Raw genomic sequence first — 14,566 nt, forward strand, 5'->3', positions numbered from 1 at the left:
CTCGGGCCGGCTCGCGGCGACCCGGGGCAGCACGACGCCGGCCCGGGGCGCGGGGATTTCCCTATCCGCGCTCCGGGCCGGCGTCGCCGTGACGTCCCACCTGTCCGGCCGTTCCCGGCCGGCGCGTTCCACCTGTCCGGCCGTTCCCGGCCGGCGTCGCCGTGCCCGTCCTACCGGTCCGCCGGCTCCTGGCCGGCCCGGGTGTTGGCGGCGCCGATCCCGCAGTCCGGCGCGGACCAGCTGGTGGTGTTCGGCGTGCGGTCGCTGTTGTTCTCCCGCCGCGAGTCCACGTGCACGTGGTCGTCGTGGTCCGGGTAGCCCGGCCCGTAGATCCCGCTGAAGCCCCGGTTGCGGGCGTCCCGGGCCACCTCGCACAGCGAGCTGGTGCGGGAGACCACGTCGGCGGCGTTGCCGTAGAGGTGCTGGCTGTCCGACGCTCCGCCGACCTGGTCGTTGCAGGCGCGGCTGCGGAAGCCGCTGCTCACGTAGAGCGGCTTGTCGCCGAGGCTGCGCCGCATCGCCTCCAGCTTCCACATCGTCTGCAGGGCGTTCTGCCGGGTCTGGGCGGCCGACAGCGGGCCGCCGGTCCACCCGCCGCGGCCGCAGCCGTCGTCCATCTCCGCGAAGCTGAAGTGCCGCGGGGTGCAGTCGTTGTCCTGCAGCTCGTAGATCTTGGCGTACGTCTGCGGCCCGGCGACGCCGTCGACCCGCAGCCCGTACGCGGCCTGGAACCGCCGGACCGCGGCGGCGGTCTTCGGCCCGAAGCGGCCGTCGAGTTCGACGATGTCCCGGTTGCCGGCCCAGCCGGCGACCCGGATCTGCAGCTGGCGGACGTCCTCGCCGGAGCGCCCCTGGTAGAGGTTGCGGTTCCACGTGTAGCAGGCGTCGGCATGGGCCGCCGGCGCGGCGACCACCGTGGCGATCGCGGCTCCCGGCATCGCCAGGGCGAATGCGACAAGCGCCCGTTTCAGGGTGTTAACGCGCACAGAAGTCCTCCCGATAGGAGTGCGATTGGGGTGGCTTTCGGGGCATCGACCGGGGCGTCCCGCATTTCCACCTTGACACCTGGGCGGCCCTTTGGCGGCAATAACGAGAATTGTCCTCACGATTGGCGGTTCCGGGGTCCTGTCCGGGCATCGGGCCCATTTGCGAAACGCCCAATCGCTGCGAACCGGCCGCAGAGAACCGCGAACGGCACGCGGCGTCGCAATCGGCGACACCGAGGGTGATGTTCTACGGGCGGTTCGACGCGGTAACGTCAGCGCCGGCGGGAACGGGGAGGTGGCGGCGTGGCGCGCGGTGGCGTCTTCTGCGTCGAGGGCCAGTGGCACCGGGACCTCAACGAACGCGGCTCGGTCCTGCCCACCCTCGAACTGCTCGAACGGCTCGGGAAGATCCGCTTCATCCACAAGGACGCGGCGACCCGCGACGAACTCTTCTACTTCGTCGACCGTTGGTTGCTCAAGCAGTACGCCGACCACCGGGTGGGCTTCTTCGCGATGCACGGCGAACCGAGCCGGCTCTGCCTCACCGACTGGGAATCCGTCGAACTCGCCGACGTCGCCGAACTGATGGCCGGCCGTTGCGAGGGCCGACGGCTCTATTTCGGCAGCTGTTCCGTGCTGCGCGCCTCCGACGCCGCGCTGCGGGACTTCCTGGCCGCCACGGGAGCGGCGCTGATCTGCGGTTTCACCCGGGAAGTGGACTGGGTGGAATCGGCTGCCTTCGAAACCGTACTGCTCGACGTGCTGGCCAACGGGCAGCGGCACAACGCCGCCGAGCTGCGGATGGGCTCGGCGCACTGGGCGCCCCTCGCGTCGTACCTCGGTTTCCGGATCATCTACGCCAACGGCCGCGCCTGGCGGCCCTCGGTCCGCCCCCGGGTCCCCGCCCAGCCCGCCGCCGGCCGCGCCGCGCCCCGCCCACGCTGACTGACTGACGGTCACCCGGGGTATGCCAAGGCACCGTCAGTACGCGGCGGTGAACCGCTCGTTCGTGTGGCGCGGGGTCTCGATCTCGTCGACGATCGCCACCGCCAGGTCCTCGTAGCTGAGCACCGAGCGGCCCTCGTCGTCGGTGACCGGCTGGTCGCCGCCCGTGCGGTAGTGCCCGGTGCGCTCGCCGGGATGGAACTCCAGCGGCGGCGGGGAGACGTACGTCCAGGTCACCCCGTCGGCCGACGAGCGGTAGAAGTCCAGGGCGTCGGCCTGGCCCAGCGCGGCGTCGCGGTACTCGTCGGGGAAGTCCGGCTCGTCGAGGTAGCGGGTGCCCTTCGGGGTGAGCAGTGTGGACCCGCCGCCCACGTGGATGATCCGGGGCGCGGCCGGCAGGTTCCGCAGCGTGCCGACCAGGGTCCGCGCCGCGTTGAGCCAGAGGCCGCGCTCCCCGCCGCCGATCGCCACCACCATGACGTCGGTGTCGGGCGCCAGCTCCCGCACGCTCAGTTCGGTGGTGGCGTCGCCGGTGACCAGCTTGACCGACGGCGGCAGGTACGAGGTGGCCTCCGGGCGGCGCACCGCGGCGGTGACCCGGTGCCCCCGGCCGACCGCCTCGGCGGTGATCCGCGAGCCCGCGGTGCCGCCCGCCCCGAACACGACGATGTTGCTCATGACCGCCTCCCGCCCCCGTCCGGCCGGGGCGGTGACCGTCTGCCTGCCCGCCCGCCGGGTTGCCGTCCGCCTCCCAGGTTATGGAGCGGGTGGCCCGGCCGGTGCGGTAACCGGCGATCCGACCGTGCCCGGCCGGCTCAGTCGACCAGGGCGGAGTAGACGAGCTGGCGCAGCTGCGGCCGCAGCGGGTAGGTGCTCGACGGCATGAGCTGGGTGAAGAGCAGCGCGGTGACCTCCTCGGCCGGGTCGACCCAGAACGCCGTGCTCGCCACCCCGCCCCAGTAGTACTCGCCGACGCTGCTCGGCACCCGGCTGGGAACCGGGTCCTCCACCACCGCGAAACCCAGCCCGAAGCCGATCCCGTCGAAGGTGGTCTCGGCGAAGCCGCCGGTGGAGAGGGTCCCCAGGTCCTGCCCGCCGGGCAGGTGGTTGCGGGTCATGAAGCGCACCGTGCGCGGCCCCAGCAGGCGCGCCCCGTCCAGTTCGCCGCCGCGCAGCAGCATCTGGGTGAACCGGTGGTAGTCGGCGGCGGAGGAGATCAGGCCGCCGCCGCCGGAGAGCAGCAGCGGCTTCTCGTACGCCAGGGCGCCCAGCTTGTCGTAGCGGAACGCGCGGCCGGTGCGCGGGTCCGGCGCGTAGAGCGCGGCGAGCCGGTCGGCGGCGTCACCGTCGGCCCACCAGTGGGTGTCGGTCATGCCCAACGGGCGGAAGATCCGGTCGGCGAAGAAGGCGTCCAGGCTCTGCCCGGAGACCACCTCGACCAGCCGGCCCAGCACGTCGGTGGCGACGGAGTAGCCCCAGGCGGTGCCGGGCTGGAACAGCAGGGGCAGCTCGCCGAACGCCTGGCAGGCGGTGGCCAGGTCGACGTCCGCCGGCGGGTAGATGTCGTAGCCGGCGGCCCGGTAGAGGCCGTCGACCACCGAGGTCTGCATGAAGCCGTACGTCAGGCCGGCGGTGTGGGTGAGCAGGTGCCAGACCCGGATCGGCTCGATCGCCGGCACCGTGTACGGCTTGAGGGCCGAGCCCTTGCTGTAGACCCGCAGGTCGGCGAACTCGGGCAGCCAACGGCTGATCTCGTCGGTCAGCTCGAAGCGGCCCTCCTCCCAGAGCATCATCGCGGCGACCGAGGTGACCGGCTTGGTCATCGAGTAGATCCGCCAGAGCGTGTCCGCCTCGACGGGCGCCCCCGCCTCGACGTCGCGCAGCCCGTACGTCGACGAGTGGGCGATCTCGCCGCGCCGGGTGACCACCACCTGCCAGCCGGCGAGCCGGCCGTCGTCGACGTACCTGCCGAAGTGCTCGTCGATCCGCGCCAGGCGCGCCGGGTCGAAGCCGATCTGGTCCGGGTCGATGCTGCGTGCCACACTCACGCCGCCGAACCTACTAGTCGGTACCTCGCACCGGAAGGGTCGGCCACCACACATGTCGTACCCGCTCAGTAGCCTGGCCCGATGCCCGAGCTGACCGAGGACGCGACCTTCCGCAACGAGGACTGGTACGGCGAGGAGCTGGTGGACCGGCACTTCGTCGGCTGCTCGTTCTTCCACGTCGACCTGACCGAGGCGGTCAGCCAGGGCGCGGTCTTCGACGGGTGCACCTTCGGCAACGTGCGGTTCAACGCCTCCCGGCACACCGACTCGGCCTTCACCCGGTGCACCTTCCAGCGGTGCAACTTCTTCGAGGCCGAGTTCACCGGCTGCAAGCTGGTGGGCAGCACGTTCGCGCAGTGCGACCTGCGGCCGTTGACGATCTCCGGCGGCGACTGGTCCTTCGTCGCGCTGCCCGGCGCCGACCTGCGCGGCGTGCGGATCACCGACGTACGGATGCGGGAGGTCGACCTCACCGGGGCCAACCTGACCGGCGCCACCGTCACCGGCGTGGACCTCTCCGCCGCGCAACTGCACAGCTCCCGGCTGTCCGGCGCCGACCTGCGCGGCAGCGACCTGACCGCGCTCGACCCGACCGTCGTGGAGCGGGCCGGGGCGATCGTCGACCCGGAGCAGACCGTGGTGATCGCGCAGGCGCTCGGGTTCGAGATCCGCTGAGGAAAGCCGCCACGGGTTGTCCGGATTGGCTGCCACGCTCGACCCATGACATGGTGGTCCGACCTCCTCAGCGAGGAACCCGAGTTCGCCGAGCGGGTGCGTGCCCGCTTCGCGGTCCGCAAGCACGGCACGATGGCGACGCTGCGCCGGGACGGCTCGCCCCGGATCAGCGGCACGGAGTTCGACTTCGGCCCCGAGCACCTGCGGCTGGGCAGCATGGCCGGCGCGCTCAAGGCCCTCGACCTGCGCCGCGACCCACGGGTTGCGCTGCACTGCCCGACGGAGGACGCTCCCGAGGACGATCCGCACTCCTGGGGCGGCGACGCGAAGATCGCCGGCCGGGCGCACGAGGAGCCGCCCGGCGACGACGGCTCCCACCGGTTCCGGATCGAGCTGACCGAGGTCGTCCTGACCCGGGTGGGCGATCCGCCGGACCACCTGGTCATCGAGAGCTGGCACCCCGGCCGCGGGCTGCACCGCCGCCAGCGGCACTGAACCCCGCGGGAGGCCCTGGGTGTTCGCCCGGTGGCCGGCCGCGTCCGGGGGTAGCGTGAGCGCGACGAGGAGCGACACGGACGAACGGGAGGGCGGATGACGTCGGGCGAGCAGGTGCTGGACAGCCCGCAGGGCTGGGTGGCCGACCACATCCGGCGCTACGTCGACACCGACGGCGCCGAGGGCCACGAGTGGCGGCCGGGCGTCTTCACGCTGCTGCTGACCACCCGGGGCCGGCGCAGCGGGAAGCTGCGGCGCACCGCGCTCATCTACGGCCGCGACGGCGACGCGTACCTGGTGGTCGCCTCGCAGGGCGGCGACCCGAAGCACCCGGCCTGGTACCTGAACCTGCTCGACGAGCCGCTGGTCGAGGTGCAGGTGGGCGGCGAGCGGTTCACCGCGCGGGCGCGTACCGCGACGGCCGAGGAGAAGCCGCGGATGTGGTCCACGATGGCCGCCATCTGGCCGTCGTACGACGAGTACCAGGCGAGGACCGACCGGGACATCCCGGTCGTCGTGCTCGACCGCCTCTGACCAGGGGCGGCGGGTCGCCGTTACCCCCTTGGGTAATCGACGCCGGGCGGGCGCCGACGCGAGACTCGGCGTACCGCACCGGCGACCCGGCCGGGCGGAACGGCCCACGGGGAGGACCCATGCCCGCGTTCGCGCTCGCCCACCTGTACGCACCGCAGATCAACGAGGACGTCCTGACCTACATCGAGCGGATCCAGGCCACGCTGGACCCGTTCGGGGGCCGGTTCCGGGTGCACGGCGCCGAGGTGGAGGTCAAGGAGGGCGACTGGCCCGGCACCGTGGTCATCGTGGAGTTCCCCGACCTGGAGCGCGCCCGGGCCTGGTACGACTCGCCGGCCTACCAGGAGATCATCGCGCTGCGCACCCGGCACATCCCGGGCGCGACGCTGATCGTCGACGGGGTCGCCCCCGACTACGACGCCCGCCGCACGGCGGCCCGGCTGCGGGAGCGCGCCGCCCGCTGACCCGGCGAAGTCCGAGCCTGACCAGAGTCGTTCATCTGGGTCGGGACAGTTTGTCCGTCGCGCTGCGTTGGTCGTGTCGTAACTTTCTGCTGTCCACGTCCGACAATCCTCTGTGGAGGCTCGACCGATGAGCAGCACCATCGCCCGCACCGTCCGTCCGCCCGCCCCACGCGGCGCCGGGGAGCCGTCCGGGGAGGTGCTCCGGGAGATCCCGCTGCCGCCGTACGTCACCGCCGAGGACGCGCAGTTCGCCGTCCGGGCGGTGGTGGTGCACGCGCCCCGAAGCTGGTCCGGCGGGACGGTCTGTCGCAACGACGCCAGCCCGCACCCGTGCCGGCTGCACCGCTGGGGCGTCCGGGTGCTGGCGCAGCGCGGCCTGCGCCCCGCCGACATCGCCGCGCTGATCGCGCAAGGAGACCCGACCGCCGAGCCGCCGCAGCGCCCGGGCGCCTGAGCGCCGGCGGGGCCCTCGCACCCGGCCCCGCCGGCCCGTCGGCGGGGCCCGGCCCGGGCCCCGCCGCCCGTCAGCAGGCGACGGGTTTCACCCAGGAGCACTCCCGGCCCTCGGGGACCCGGGGGGCGTCGGGCGCCGTCGGGGGCGCGACCCGCGCCGCGGCGGCGCCCTTCTCGGTGTACGAGGCGAGCGCGATCGCGATCTGGTCCTCCAGCCCCTTCACGGACGAGGCCAGGTAGTTGTTGAGCAGGATCGAGAACGCGAGCACCCGCCCGTCGGCGTCGGTGACGTAGCCGGAGAGGCCGGAGACGCCCGTCAGGCTGCCGGTCTTGGCGTGCACGTTGCCCGCTGCCGGGGTGCCGCGCATCCGGCTGCGCAGCGTTCCGCCGACGAAGCGGTCCGCGTCGCCGGCGACCGGCAGGGCGGCGTACCACGTGTCGAACCAGGGCTCGGCCCGGACGGCGGTGAGCAGGTCCACGAACTCGTCGGCGGGGATCAGGTTGCGCCGGGAGAGCCCCGAGCCGTCCCGCTGGCGCAGCGTGCCGGTGTCCATCCCCGCGTCGGCGACGTACTCGCTGATCGCCGTCAGCCCGGCCGTCCAGGTGCCGGTGCCGGAGAGCACCCGGCCGATCTCCTTGGTCAGCACCTCGGCGTGCCCGTTGTTGGACAGCTTGAGGAACGGCACCATCAACTGGGCCAGCGGCATCGACTCGTGCCGCCCCACCTCGGCCGCGTCCTCCGGGGTGGCCTGGCCCAGCACGGTGCGGCCGAGCACCCGCACGCCGTGCTTGCGCAGCGCGGAGCGGAAGACGTCGGCGGCGTAGCCGGTCGGCTCCCAGACGGTCACCCAGTCGCTCTCCGGCGCGTCGCCGAGCGCGATCTGCCCGGTGACCACGACCGTGTTGCCGCCGTGCGCCCGTTCGAAGGAGATCGACGTCTCCCCGTCGGCGACCGTCTGGGCCCGGTTGTCGATCTTCAGGTACCCGGTGGCCGGGGTCGTGGTGACGACCGGGCGGGCGCCGGCGCTCGCGCCGGGTGCGGCCTGCACGATGACGGTGCCCGCGTCGTAGTCGGTGTCGGGAGCCACGGTCAGGGCGGAGACCTGCGCCGCGTAGTAGTAGGGCTCGTCGTCCCAGGTCCAGTCGGGGCCGAGGCGGGTGCTGTCGTAGCGGGTGTCGTCGGCGACCAGGTTGCCGGTGACGACCCGTACGCCCTTGGCGGCGACCTGCGCGGCCAGCGCGTCGTAGTCGGCGGCGAGCATGGTCGGGTCGCCGCCGCCGCGCAGGTAGAGGTCGCCGGAGATCAGGCCCGCGCGCCGGGTGCCGGTGGTGTGCACCTCGGTGGCGAAGCGGTGCCCGGGCCCGAGCAGTTCGAGCGCCGCGGCCGAGGTCAGCAGCTTCGTGTTGGAGGCGGGCACCAGGCGGCGGTCGCCGTTGCGGTGGTAGACGGTCTCGCCGGTGGCAGCGTCCTTCACGACCACCGATGCCTGCGCCCCGGCCAGCCGGGAGTCGGCGAGGATCGCGTCGATGGTGGCGTTCAGGCGGGTCGCCGCGGGGGTCGGCGACTCGGCGGTGGCGGTCGGGGCGCCGGCCGTGGCGGCGGCGGCCACCAGCGCCGCCAGCGCGAGCGTCCGGGGGAAGAGACGACGATGCATGCGCTGATGCTGCCACGGAGGTATTCGCCAGAGAAGTCCGCCAACCGAAAGAAAACTTCCGTTCAGCCGTCGAGTGGCGCGGCGGTGACCGGCCCGCCGGACGCCTCCGGGGTGAGGACGGCGACCGCCCGGTCGACCAGCCCCTCCGCCACCAGCACCAGCCGCCGGCACTCGGGGTCGCCGGTCCGGTCGGGGAGCCGACCGGCCAGGGCGCGCACCTTCTCGGCCGAGGAGTCGTCCAGCACGAACCCGTCGGCCCGCCACCGCCCGTCGACGCTGAAGAACGCCTTGCTGTCGCGCTCCAGGTCGCCGTTGAGCACCACCGTCCGGTCCCCGCCGCTCAGGTCGCTCGACGCCTCGTTGAGCCCCCACGCCTCGTACGACGCCCTGCCCTCGGTCGGCGCCTCGGCCACCCCGACGCCCGTGCAGCCGCTCAGCAGCACGCCCAGCGCCGCCGCCGGCAGCAGCGCCCGCCATCCCCGCCGTCCACCCATTTCCGCCTCCCGCCCGAGCCCGGCCCGTACGCCGAATCAGACTCCCGGTGTTCCGGCCCGGTTCCTACCCGAACCGGAACGCCACGACGCCGGCGGCGCGGCGCGCCGTGTGAGCGGCGAGACGCCACCCGGCGGGCAGTAGGACCGGGCGTGCGTTGTTGTACCCGGCATGGACGAGCGCTCCGTCGACGTGCTGGTGATCGGGGCCGGCCAGGCCGGCCTCTCCGCCGGCTACCACCTGCGCCGCGCCGGTTTCGCCCCCGGTGCCGGCTTCGTGATCCTCGACGGGGACGACGGGCCCGGCGGGGCGTGGCGACACCGCTGGCCGACGCTGCGGCTCGACCGGGTGCACGGCTTCCACGACCTGCCCGGCCTGCCGTTCCCGGCGGCGGATCCCGACCGGCCGGCGGCCGAGGTGGTGAGCGCCTACTTCGCCGCGTACGAGCGCGAGTTCGCCCTGCCGGTACGGCGTCCGGTGCGGGTCCGCGAGGTGCGCGACCGGCCCGACGGCCGGCTGGACGTGCTGACCGACGGGGCTGCCTGGTCCACCCGGGCCCTGGTCAACGCCACCGGCACCTGGACCCGGCCGTTCTGGCCGCACTACCCGGGCCGGTCGGAATTCCGGGGCCGCCAGCTGCACACGGCCGGCTACCGGGGTCCGGCGGAGTTCGCCGGCCGGCGGGTCGTGGTGGTCGGCGGCGGGACGTCCGCCGTCCAACTGCTCGCCGAGGTCTCCGCCGTCGCGGCCGGCACCACCTGGGTGACCCGGCGCCCGCCCGACTTCCGCGACGAGGAGTTCACCCCCGAACGGGGGCGGGCGGCGGTGGCCCTGGTCGACGCGGCGGTCCGCGCCGGCCGCCCGCCAGCCAGCGTGGTCGGGGTGACCGGGCTGCCGCTCACGCCCGAGCTGCGCCGGCTGCGCGAGCGCGGCGTGCTGGACCGGTTACCCGTCTTCGACCGGATCACGCCCGACGGCGTGGCCTGGGACGACGGCAGGTTCGTGCCCGCGGACGTGATCCTCTGGTGCACCGGCTTCCGGGCCGCGCTGGACCACCTCGCGCCGCTGCGGCTGCGCGCGCCGGGCGGCGGTATCACGATGGACGGCACCCGGGTGGTCGCCGACGAGCGGATCCACCTGATCGGGTACGGACCGTCGGCGAGCACCGTCGGCGCCAACCGGGCCGGCCGCGCGGCGGTACGCGAGATCCGGGCACTGCTCGCCCCGGCCGGCGCCGGGCACTGATCATGCTCTATTTGACGGATGCCCCGACAGGGGGCAACGTAGGCCGTGGAGGGGCCATGACCTGCCCCTGACCTGCGACGGCGATGTGCGTGTCGCCCTTCCATCGCCTCCCACGTGCGCTCGTGCGCGGGCCGAATCCCGGTCCGCACCGCGTATCCGAGAATCCACGAGGAGTTCCGCCATGCTCACCATGACCGACAACGCCGTGATGGTGATCCGAGACCTCGCCAACCAGCAGGACGTCGCCGAGGACGGCGGGGTGCGGATCGCCGCCGACACCCAGGCGGGCTCGCTCACCGTCGAGCTGGTCGCCGAACCGGTCAAGGGCGACCACGTGGTCGACAACCAGGGCGCCCGGATCTTCCTGGACTCCGACGCCGCCGAGCTGCTCGGCGACGCCTCCGTCGATGCCACCGTCGACGACGAGGGCATCGTGCAGTTCGGGTTCACCGAGAAGTAGTGACGTGCCCCGTGCGGGTCGACGGCGCTGAGGTAGCGGGTCAGCCGGCCCGGCGGGTCTCCCCGCCCCGGTGCGGCCGGGCGGGCCGCCCCCGCTCGGCGGCCGGCTGACCGGAGCGCCACGGCCCCGGGCGGGCCTCCCGTCCGGGGCGGGCCAGCGTCGCCAGCACGTGCGCCAGGTGGTGCGACGTGCTCCACGCCGCCCAGTTGCTGGCCGAGCCCGCACCGGCGCCCCGTCGGGCGCGCCGGACGATCTCGTGGTCGCCCCAGGAGAAGTCGGCCCCGGCGGCCGGCCAGTGCGGCGCCGAGACCAACGCGCGGCACAGGTCCGCGAACCGGTCGTCGCCCCGCCCACCCCGCCGCGACCAGCGGTACACCCACCAGGCGTCGTCGGTGGTGTAGCGCACGGTGGGCAGCCGGTCGCCCGGCTGGTCGGCGCCGGGCACCGCCGAGCCGACGCCGTAGTCGCCGTACCCGACGCCGAGGTCCGCCAGCCGCTGCCAGAGCCGCCAGTCCCAGCGGTCGAGGCGTACCGGCTCGTCGGTGGGGAGGCGGGACACCGCGGGCGGCATCCCGCCGGCCGCCACGCTCACCGACCGCCAGGCGTGCCGGCGGGCCCACTCCAGCAGCCGGCGCAGCCGCGGCTCGGCGAGCCGCACGTCGGCCGCGCAGCACACGTCCCCGGCGTCGAGGAGCAGGTCGCACTGCTCGGGGACGAGGCGCGTGAGGCGCCAGACGCGCTCCACCGCCGCCGTGGTCGCGTCCGGGCCGGCCCGGTCCTGGCCGACCCGCAGCCGGACCACCGCCCGGTGGGCGTGGCCCCGCGCCGCCGCGCCGTGCGCCACCAGGCGCCGGTCGCTGTCCGCGAATCCGATCACCGGCACCAGCGGTACGCCCCAGCGGGCCAGCTCGGTCTCCGGAGCGTCGGGCAGACCGGTGACGTCGACGGCCGGGAGCAGCCCGGTGGGCAGCCGACCGAGAAAGTCCAGTGTGTACGAGTCCAGGATGGACACCTGGAGAACCGGGGCGAGCAGGGGAGTGACGACGTCGTCGAGATGACCGAGCGCCTCCAGCTCGCCCCGCCGGCTGGCGAGGATGGGGCGGTAGACCGGTTCCGCCGCCCGGCCTCCGTGGGCGGGCACCATACCCCAATGTAGCCAGACATCGGTGTCGGTCACAGGGTCGACCGGCCCGCCCTGGTACGCCCCGCAACGCCGTCCGCCGACGCCCGCCACCGGACGCCCGACGTCTCACGCCGTACGCGGCACGCCTGACGCCGTAGGCGGGACGCCCGACGTCCGCCGTTGGCGGCAGGTCCGGACGCGACCCGGCCGGCCGACGACGACGCCGCCGCCCCCCTGACGTGGGAGGCGGCGGCACCGGGGTCAGTCGTCGTCGGAGTCGTCGTCGCGGTCGTCATCGTCGTCGTCGCGGTCGTCATCGTCGTCGTCGCGGTCGTCGTCATCGTCGTCGACGGGCTCCTGCTCGGCCTTGACCACGGTGCCGTTCTCCCGGTCGACGTCGATCTCGTGCTCGGTCTGCCCGGCGACGATCTCCACGCTCCACACGGGCCGACCGTGCTCCTGCTCGGCCTCGATCTCGACGACCTGGCCGCCGCCTGCCCGGGCGAGCGCGATCTCGCGGGCCCGCTGCTCACTGACGGCGTCCCCGCCGGTCGCCGGGGCTCCGCTGCCCGACGGCGTGCCGGGGGCCGCCGAGGTGCCGCCGGTCGCCGGGGCGCTGGTCGCGCTGTCGTCCGGGGTCGCGGCAGTGGTCGGGGCGGTCGTGGCGGCGGTCAGCGTGGTCGCCCGGGCGGGACCGCTGTCGGCGGCCGTGACGCCGAGGGTCGCGCCGGCTACGGCGAGCACGGCCATGCCGCCGACCGACGCCAGGATCAGGGGGTTGCGCTTCATCTCGTTCGCCTTTCCTCGGTTCCTGACCACGAGGATCGCGCCGGGCCGGATAGCGGCACGCTGCCCGAACGCTAAGCCCGGGTTAAGGTCGCCGCGTCCGGTCGCCGCGTCCGGTCGCCGCGTCCGGCCGCCGGGACCGCGACCGCCCGCCCGGCGCGGCGCGAGCTGCCCGGTCAGGGCGTCGGCGGGCCGAGTTCGAGGCGTACCTCGGCGCCGCCGGAGGGCGCGGTGTGCAGGGTGAGGCGGCCGCCGGCGGCCTCGGCGGCGCGCCGGGCGATGTCCAGGCCGAGTCCCGTGGAACCGGCGGTGCTGGCGCCCCGGTCGACGGTGTCGGGCGCGATGCCCGGCCCCTCGTCCGCCACGGTCAGCACGGCGCGGCCCGCGCCGGCCGTCAGCCGGACGGCGAACGCCGTGCCGTCCGGGGTGTGCGCGAAGACGTTGCCGAGCAGGGCGTCCACGGCCGCCGCCAACTCGTCGGCGGGCACGCCCACCGGCAGCGGTCCCGGCGCCAGGTCCAGCGTGACCGCGCGCCCCGTGTCCTCGGCCAGTACGGACCAGAACGCGACCCGTTCGGCCACCACCGTGGCCGCGTCCGCGCTGGCCGCCCCGGCTGTCGGCGCCCGCCAGCGGGCCTGCCGGATCAGGCCGGTGACCGCCCGCTCCAGCCCGTCCACCGCCGCGGTCACCCGGGCGGCGTCCTCCGGGTCGCGCAGCGACTCGGCCTCGAGCCGCAGCGCGGTCAGCGGGGTGCGCAGGCGGTGGGACAGGTCGGCGACCTCCTCTCGCTCCTGCGCCAGCAGCACCTGGATCCGCCCGGCGAGGTGGTTGAGGGCGCCGGCCACCTCACGCAGCTCCGGCGGCCCGGCGGGCGTGACGCGCGCGTCCAGTTCGGCGTTCGCCAGCCGGTGCGACACTGCGGAGAGCTCACCGATCGGCCGGACCAGGGTGCGGGCCAGCCGGTCGGCGACGGCCAGCCCGATCAGCACCAGCAACACGCCGAGCAGGGCCAGGACCAGCCAGGAGCGGGTCACCCCGGCGGTCAGCTCCTCGGGCGGGACCACCGTGCGGATCACCCCGGTGCCGTCGGGGCGGCCCTGCACCGCGATCACCACCTCGCGCCCCCGCCCCGACTCCGCGGTGAGGCTCTGCCCCCGCGCCGCCAGCGCCACCGCGGGCGTCCGCGGGGCCGGGGTGCCGAGCACGGTGCCGTCGGGCAGGAAGACGCTGACCGGCCGGTCGGACTCCGCGGCCAGTTGCTCCACCGTCAACCGGATCGTCGCGGTGTCGGCGGTGCCGACGACGGTGACGAGGCTCTGCGCGTCGGCCGTGGCCCGCACCGTGGCCCGGTCCTCGGCGACGGTCCGCACCAGCAGCGCCAGCGGCACCAGGAAGGCGACCAGGGTGAGCACGCTGACCGCGGCGACCAGCAGGGCCAGCCGCGCCCTCATCCGGCGCTCCCGGGCGCTTCGAGCCGCACCCCGACACCCCGGACCGTGTGCAGGTAGCGGGGCGCCTGGGCGCTCTCCCCGAGCTTGCGGCGCAGCCAGGACAGGTGCACGTCCACGGTCTTGTCGGCGCCGCCGTACGGGATCTGCCACACCTCGGCGAGCAACTCCCGCTTGGTGACCACCTGGCCCGGCCGGCCGGCGAGGTGGTGCAGCAGGTCGAACTCGCGCGGCGTCAGCTCGACGGGCTCGCCGTCCAGGGTGACCTGCCGCGACCTCGGGTCCACCCGCAGCCCGCCGACCACCAGCGCCGGGTCCTCGGGGACGGGCCCCGCCCCGCGCCGGAGCACCGCCCGGATCCGCGCGTCGAGCTGCGCCGCCGTGAACGGCTTCACCACGTAGTCGTCGGCCCCGGCGTCGAGCACCCGGACGATCTCGGTCTCGTCGTCGCGGGCGGTGGCCACGATCACCGGCACGACGCTGACGGCGCGCAGCATCCGCAGCAGCTCCCGGCCGTCCAGGTCGGGCAGGCCCAGGTCCAGCACGACGAGGTCGGGCCGGTCGTCCAGCGCGTCGCGCAGGCCGGCCATCGCCGTCGAGGCGGCGGCCACCGCGTGTCCCCGTTCGCGCAGCGCCCGCAGCAGCGGCGTACGGATCGTCAGGTCGTCCTCGATGAGCAGCAGGCGGGCCACAGGGGGCAGGGTAGCCGCCGCCGGACGCGCCGGCCCGGGTCCTTAACCGTCCCTTAGCCTCGGCC

The 14,566-nt window shown here is 74.6% G+C and carries 17 protein-coding genes; 8 read left to right on the forward strand and 9 right to left on the reverse strand.

The features are described from left to right. Positions 1-170: 170 nt before the first annotated feature. A complete protein-coding gene (locus ACZ6O2_RS20970) occupies positions 171-986 on the reverse strand; it encodes a D-Ala-D-Ala carboxypeptidase family metallohydrolase (protein WP_466023986.1) in 816 nt (271 codons plus the stop codon). A 303-nt stretch (positions 987-1,289) separates the two neighbouring features. On the opposite strand from ACZ6O2_RS20970, the gene ACZ6O2_RS20975 reads away from it, so the two are divergent. Then, entirely contained in the window at positions 1,290-1,931 is a 642-nt protein-coding gene (locus ACZ6O2_RS20975) for a DUF6642 family protein (protein WP_357698404.1), read from the forward strand. Positions 1,932-1,967: 36 nt separating this feature from the next. On the opposite strand, the gene ACZ6O2_RS20980 is transcribed toward ACZ6O2_RS20975, so the two are convergent. Both ACZ6O2_RS20980 and ACZ6O2_RS20985 read right to left on the reverse strand, forming a co-directional pair. After that, positions 1,968-2,609, reverse strand: coding sequence for an NAD(P)-dependent oxidoreductase (locus ACZ6O2_RS20980; protein ID WP_466023987.1), 642 nt, complete (start codon positions 2,607-2,609; stop codon positions 1,968-1,970). 137 nt (positions 2,610-2,746) lie between these two features. After that, a complete protein-coding gene (locus tag ACZ6O2_RS20985) occupies positions 2,747-3,979 on the reverse strand; it encodes a serine hydrolase domain-containing protein (protein WP_350702932.1) in 1,233 nt (410 codons plus the stop codon). 81 nt (positions 3,980-4,060) lie between these two features. Here ACZ6O2_RS20985 and ACZ6O2_RS20990 point away from each other — a divergent pair, with 81 nt between their 5' ends. From ACZ6O2_RS20990 to ACZ6O2_RS21010, 5 genes are all read left to right on the forward strand, one after another. Then, positions 4,061-4,654: a pentapeptide repeat-containing protein gene (locus ACZ6O2_RS20990; protein ID WP_466023988.1), complete on the forward strand. Its 594-nt coding sequence runs from the start codon at positions 4,061-4,063 to the stop codon at positions 4,652-4,654. Positions 4,655-4,699: 45 nt separating this feature from the next. Next, the gene (locus tag ACZ6O2_RS20995; protein ID WP_466023989.1) at positions 4,700-5,149 is read left to right on the forward strand and encodes a pyridoxamine 5'-phosphate oxidase family protein; all 450 of its coding nucleotides are present in this window, start codon (positions 4,700-4,702) and stop codon (positions 5,147-5,149) included. A gap of 96 nt (positions 5,150-5,245) precedes the next feature. Beyond that, positions 5,246-5,683, forward strand: coding sequence for a nitroreductase family deazaflavin-dependent oxidoreductase (locus tag ACZ6O2_RS21000; RefSeq protein ID WP_350702926.1), 438 nt, complete (start codon positions 5,246-5,248; stop codon positions 5,681-5,683). 119 nt (positions 5,684-5,802) lie between these two features. After that, on the forward strand, positions 5,803-6,147 hold the full coding sequence (locus tag ACZ6O2_RS21005) for a DUF1330 domain-containing protein (protein ID WP_350702924.1): 345 nt from the start codon (positions 5,803-5,805) through the stop codon (positions 6,145-6,147). A gap of 127 nt (positions 6,148-6,274) precedes the next feature. Continuing rightward, entirely contained in the window at positions 6,275-6,601 is a 327-nt protein-coding gene (locus ACZ6O2_RS21010; protein WP_466023990.1) for a hypothetical protein, read from the forward strand. A 70-nt stretch (positions 6,602-6,671) separates the two neighbouring features. Here the strand turns inward: ACZ6O2_RS21010 and dacB are convergent, their stop codons facing one another. Next, positions 6,672-8,255, reverse strand: a complete 1,584-nt coding sequence (dacB, locus tag ACZ6O2_RS21015; protein WP_466023991.1) for a D-alanyl-D-alanine carboxypeptidase/D-alanyl-D-alanine endopeptidase — start codon at positions 8,253-8,255, stop codon at positions 6,672-6,674. Between the two features lie 62 nt (positions 8,256-8,317). After that, positions 8,318-8,749, reverse strand: coding sequence for a hypothetical protein (locus ACZ6O2_RS21020; RefSeq protein WP_466023992.1), 432 nt, complete (start codon positions 8,747-8,749; stop codon positions 8,318-8,320). Positions 8,750-8,918: 169 nt separating this feature from the next. Between ACZ6O2_RS21020 and ACZ6O2_RS21025 the strand changes: the two genes are divergently transcribed. After that, on the forward strand, positions 8,919-9,992 hold the full coding sequence (locus ACZ6O2_RS21025; RefSeq protein WP_466023993.1) for an NAD(P)-binding domain-containing protein: 1,074 nt from the start codon (positions 8,919-8,921) through the stop codon (positions 9,990-9,992). Between the two features lie 181 nt (positions 9,993-10,173). After that, positions 10,174-10,452, forward strand: a complete 279-nt coding sequence (locus ACZ6O2_RS21030; RefSeq protein ID WP_350702914.1) for an adhesin — start codon at positions 10,174-10,176, stop codon at positions 10,450-10,452. A gap of 40 nt (positions 10,453-10,492) precedes the next feature. Here the strand turns inward: ACZ6O2_RS21030 and ACZ6O2_RS21035 are convergent, their stop codons facing one another. The 4 genes from ACZ6O2_RS21035 to ACZ6O2_RS21050 form a co-directional block, all read right to left on the reverse strand. Next, on the reverse strand, positions 10,493-11,596 hold the full coding sequence (locus ACZ6O2_RS21035; protein WP_350703549.1) for a beta family protein: 1,104 nt from the start codon (positions 11,594-11,596) through the stop codon (positions 10,493-10,495). Between the two features lie 240 nt (positions 11,597-11,836). After that, the gene (locus tag ACZ6O2_RS21040) at positions 11,837-12,364 is read right to left on the reverse strand and encodes a PepSY domain-containing protein (protein ID WP_466023994.1); all 528 of its coding nucleotides are present in this window, start codon (positions 12,362-12,364) and stop codon (positions 11,837-11,839) included. 173 nt (positions 12,365-12,537) lie between these two features. Then, a complete protein-coding gene (locus ACZ6O2_RS21045; RefSeq protein ID WP_350702910.1) occupies positions 12,538-13,812 on the reverse strand; it encodes a sensor histidine kinase in 1,275 nt (424 codons plus the stop codon). Beyond that, positions 13,809-14,501, reverse strand: a complete 693-nt coding sequence (locus tag ACZ6O2_RS21050) for a response regulator transcription factor (RefSeq protein WP_466023995.1) — start codon at positions 14,499-14,501, stop codon at positions 13,809-13,811. Before ACZ6O2_RS21050 ends, ACZ6O2_RS21045 begins: the two co-directional genes overlap by 4 nt. Positions 14,502-14,566: the final 65 nt, after the last annotated feature.

The organism is Micromonospora sp. NPDC048040 (genome assembly GCF_055587185.1).

Bases quoted from the DNA above. Each gene is read 5' to 3' on its own strand.
- ACZ6O2_RS20980 (WP_466023987.1), bottom strand. From the start codon at position 2,609: ATGAGCAACATCGTCGTGTTCGGGGCGGGCGGCACCGCGGGCTCGCGG.
- ACZ6O2_RS20990 (WP_466023988.1), top strand. From the start codon at position 4,061: ATGCCCGAGCTGACCGAGGACGCGACCTTCCGCAACGAGGACTGGTAC.
- ACZ6O2_RS20995 (WP_466023989.1), top strand. From the start codon at position 4,700: ATGACATGGTGGTCCGACCTCCTCAGCGAGGAACCCGAGTTCGCCGAG.
- ACZ6O2_RS21000 (WP_350702926.1), top strand. From the start codon at position 5,246: ATGACGTCGGGCGAGCAGGTGCTGGACAGCCCGCAGGGCTGGGTGGCC.
- ACZ6O2_RS21005 (WP_350702924.1), top strand. From the start codon at position 5,803: ATGCCCGCGTTCGCGCTCGCCCACCTGTACGCACCGCAGATCAACGAG.
- ACZ6O2_RS21010 (WP_466023990.1), top strand. From the start codon at position 6,275: ATGAGCAGCACCATCGCCCGCACCGTCCGTCCGCCCGCCCCACGCGGC.
- dacB (WP_466023991.1), bottom strand. From the start codon at position 8,255: ATGCATCGTCGTCTCTTCCCCCGGACGCTCGCGCTGGCGGCGCTGGTG.
- ACZ6O2_RS21020 (WP_466023992.1), bottom strand. From the start codon at position 8,749: ATGGGTGGACGGCGGGGATGGCGGGCGCTGCTGCCGGCGGCGGCGCTG.
- ACZ6O2_RS21025 (WP_466023993.1), top strand. From the start codon at position 8,919: ATGGACGAGCGCTCCGTCGACGTGCTGGTGATCGGGGCCGGCCAGGCC.
- ACZ6O2_RS21030 (WP_350702914.1), top strand. From the start codon at position 10,174: ATGCTCACCATGACCGACAACGCCGTGATGGTGATCCGAGACCTCGCC.
- ACZ6O2_RS21035 (WP_350703549.1), bottom strand. From the start codon at position 11,596: ATGGTGCCCGCCCACGGAGGCCGGGCGGCGGAACCGGTCTACCGCCCC.
- ACZ6O2_RS21040 (WP_466023994.1), bottom strand. From the start codon at position 12,364: ATGAAGCGCAACCCCCTGATCCTGGCGTCGGTCGGCGGCATGGCCGTG.
- ACZ6O2_RS21045 (WP_350702910.1), bottom strand. From the start codon at position 13,812: ATGAGGGCGCGGCTGGCCCTGCTGGTCGCCGCGGTCAGCGTGCTCACC.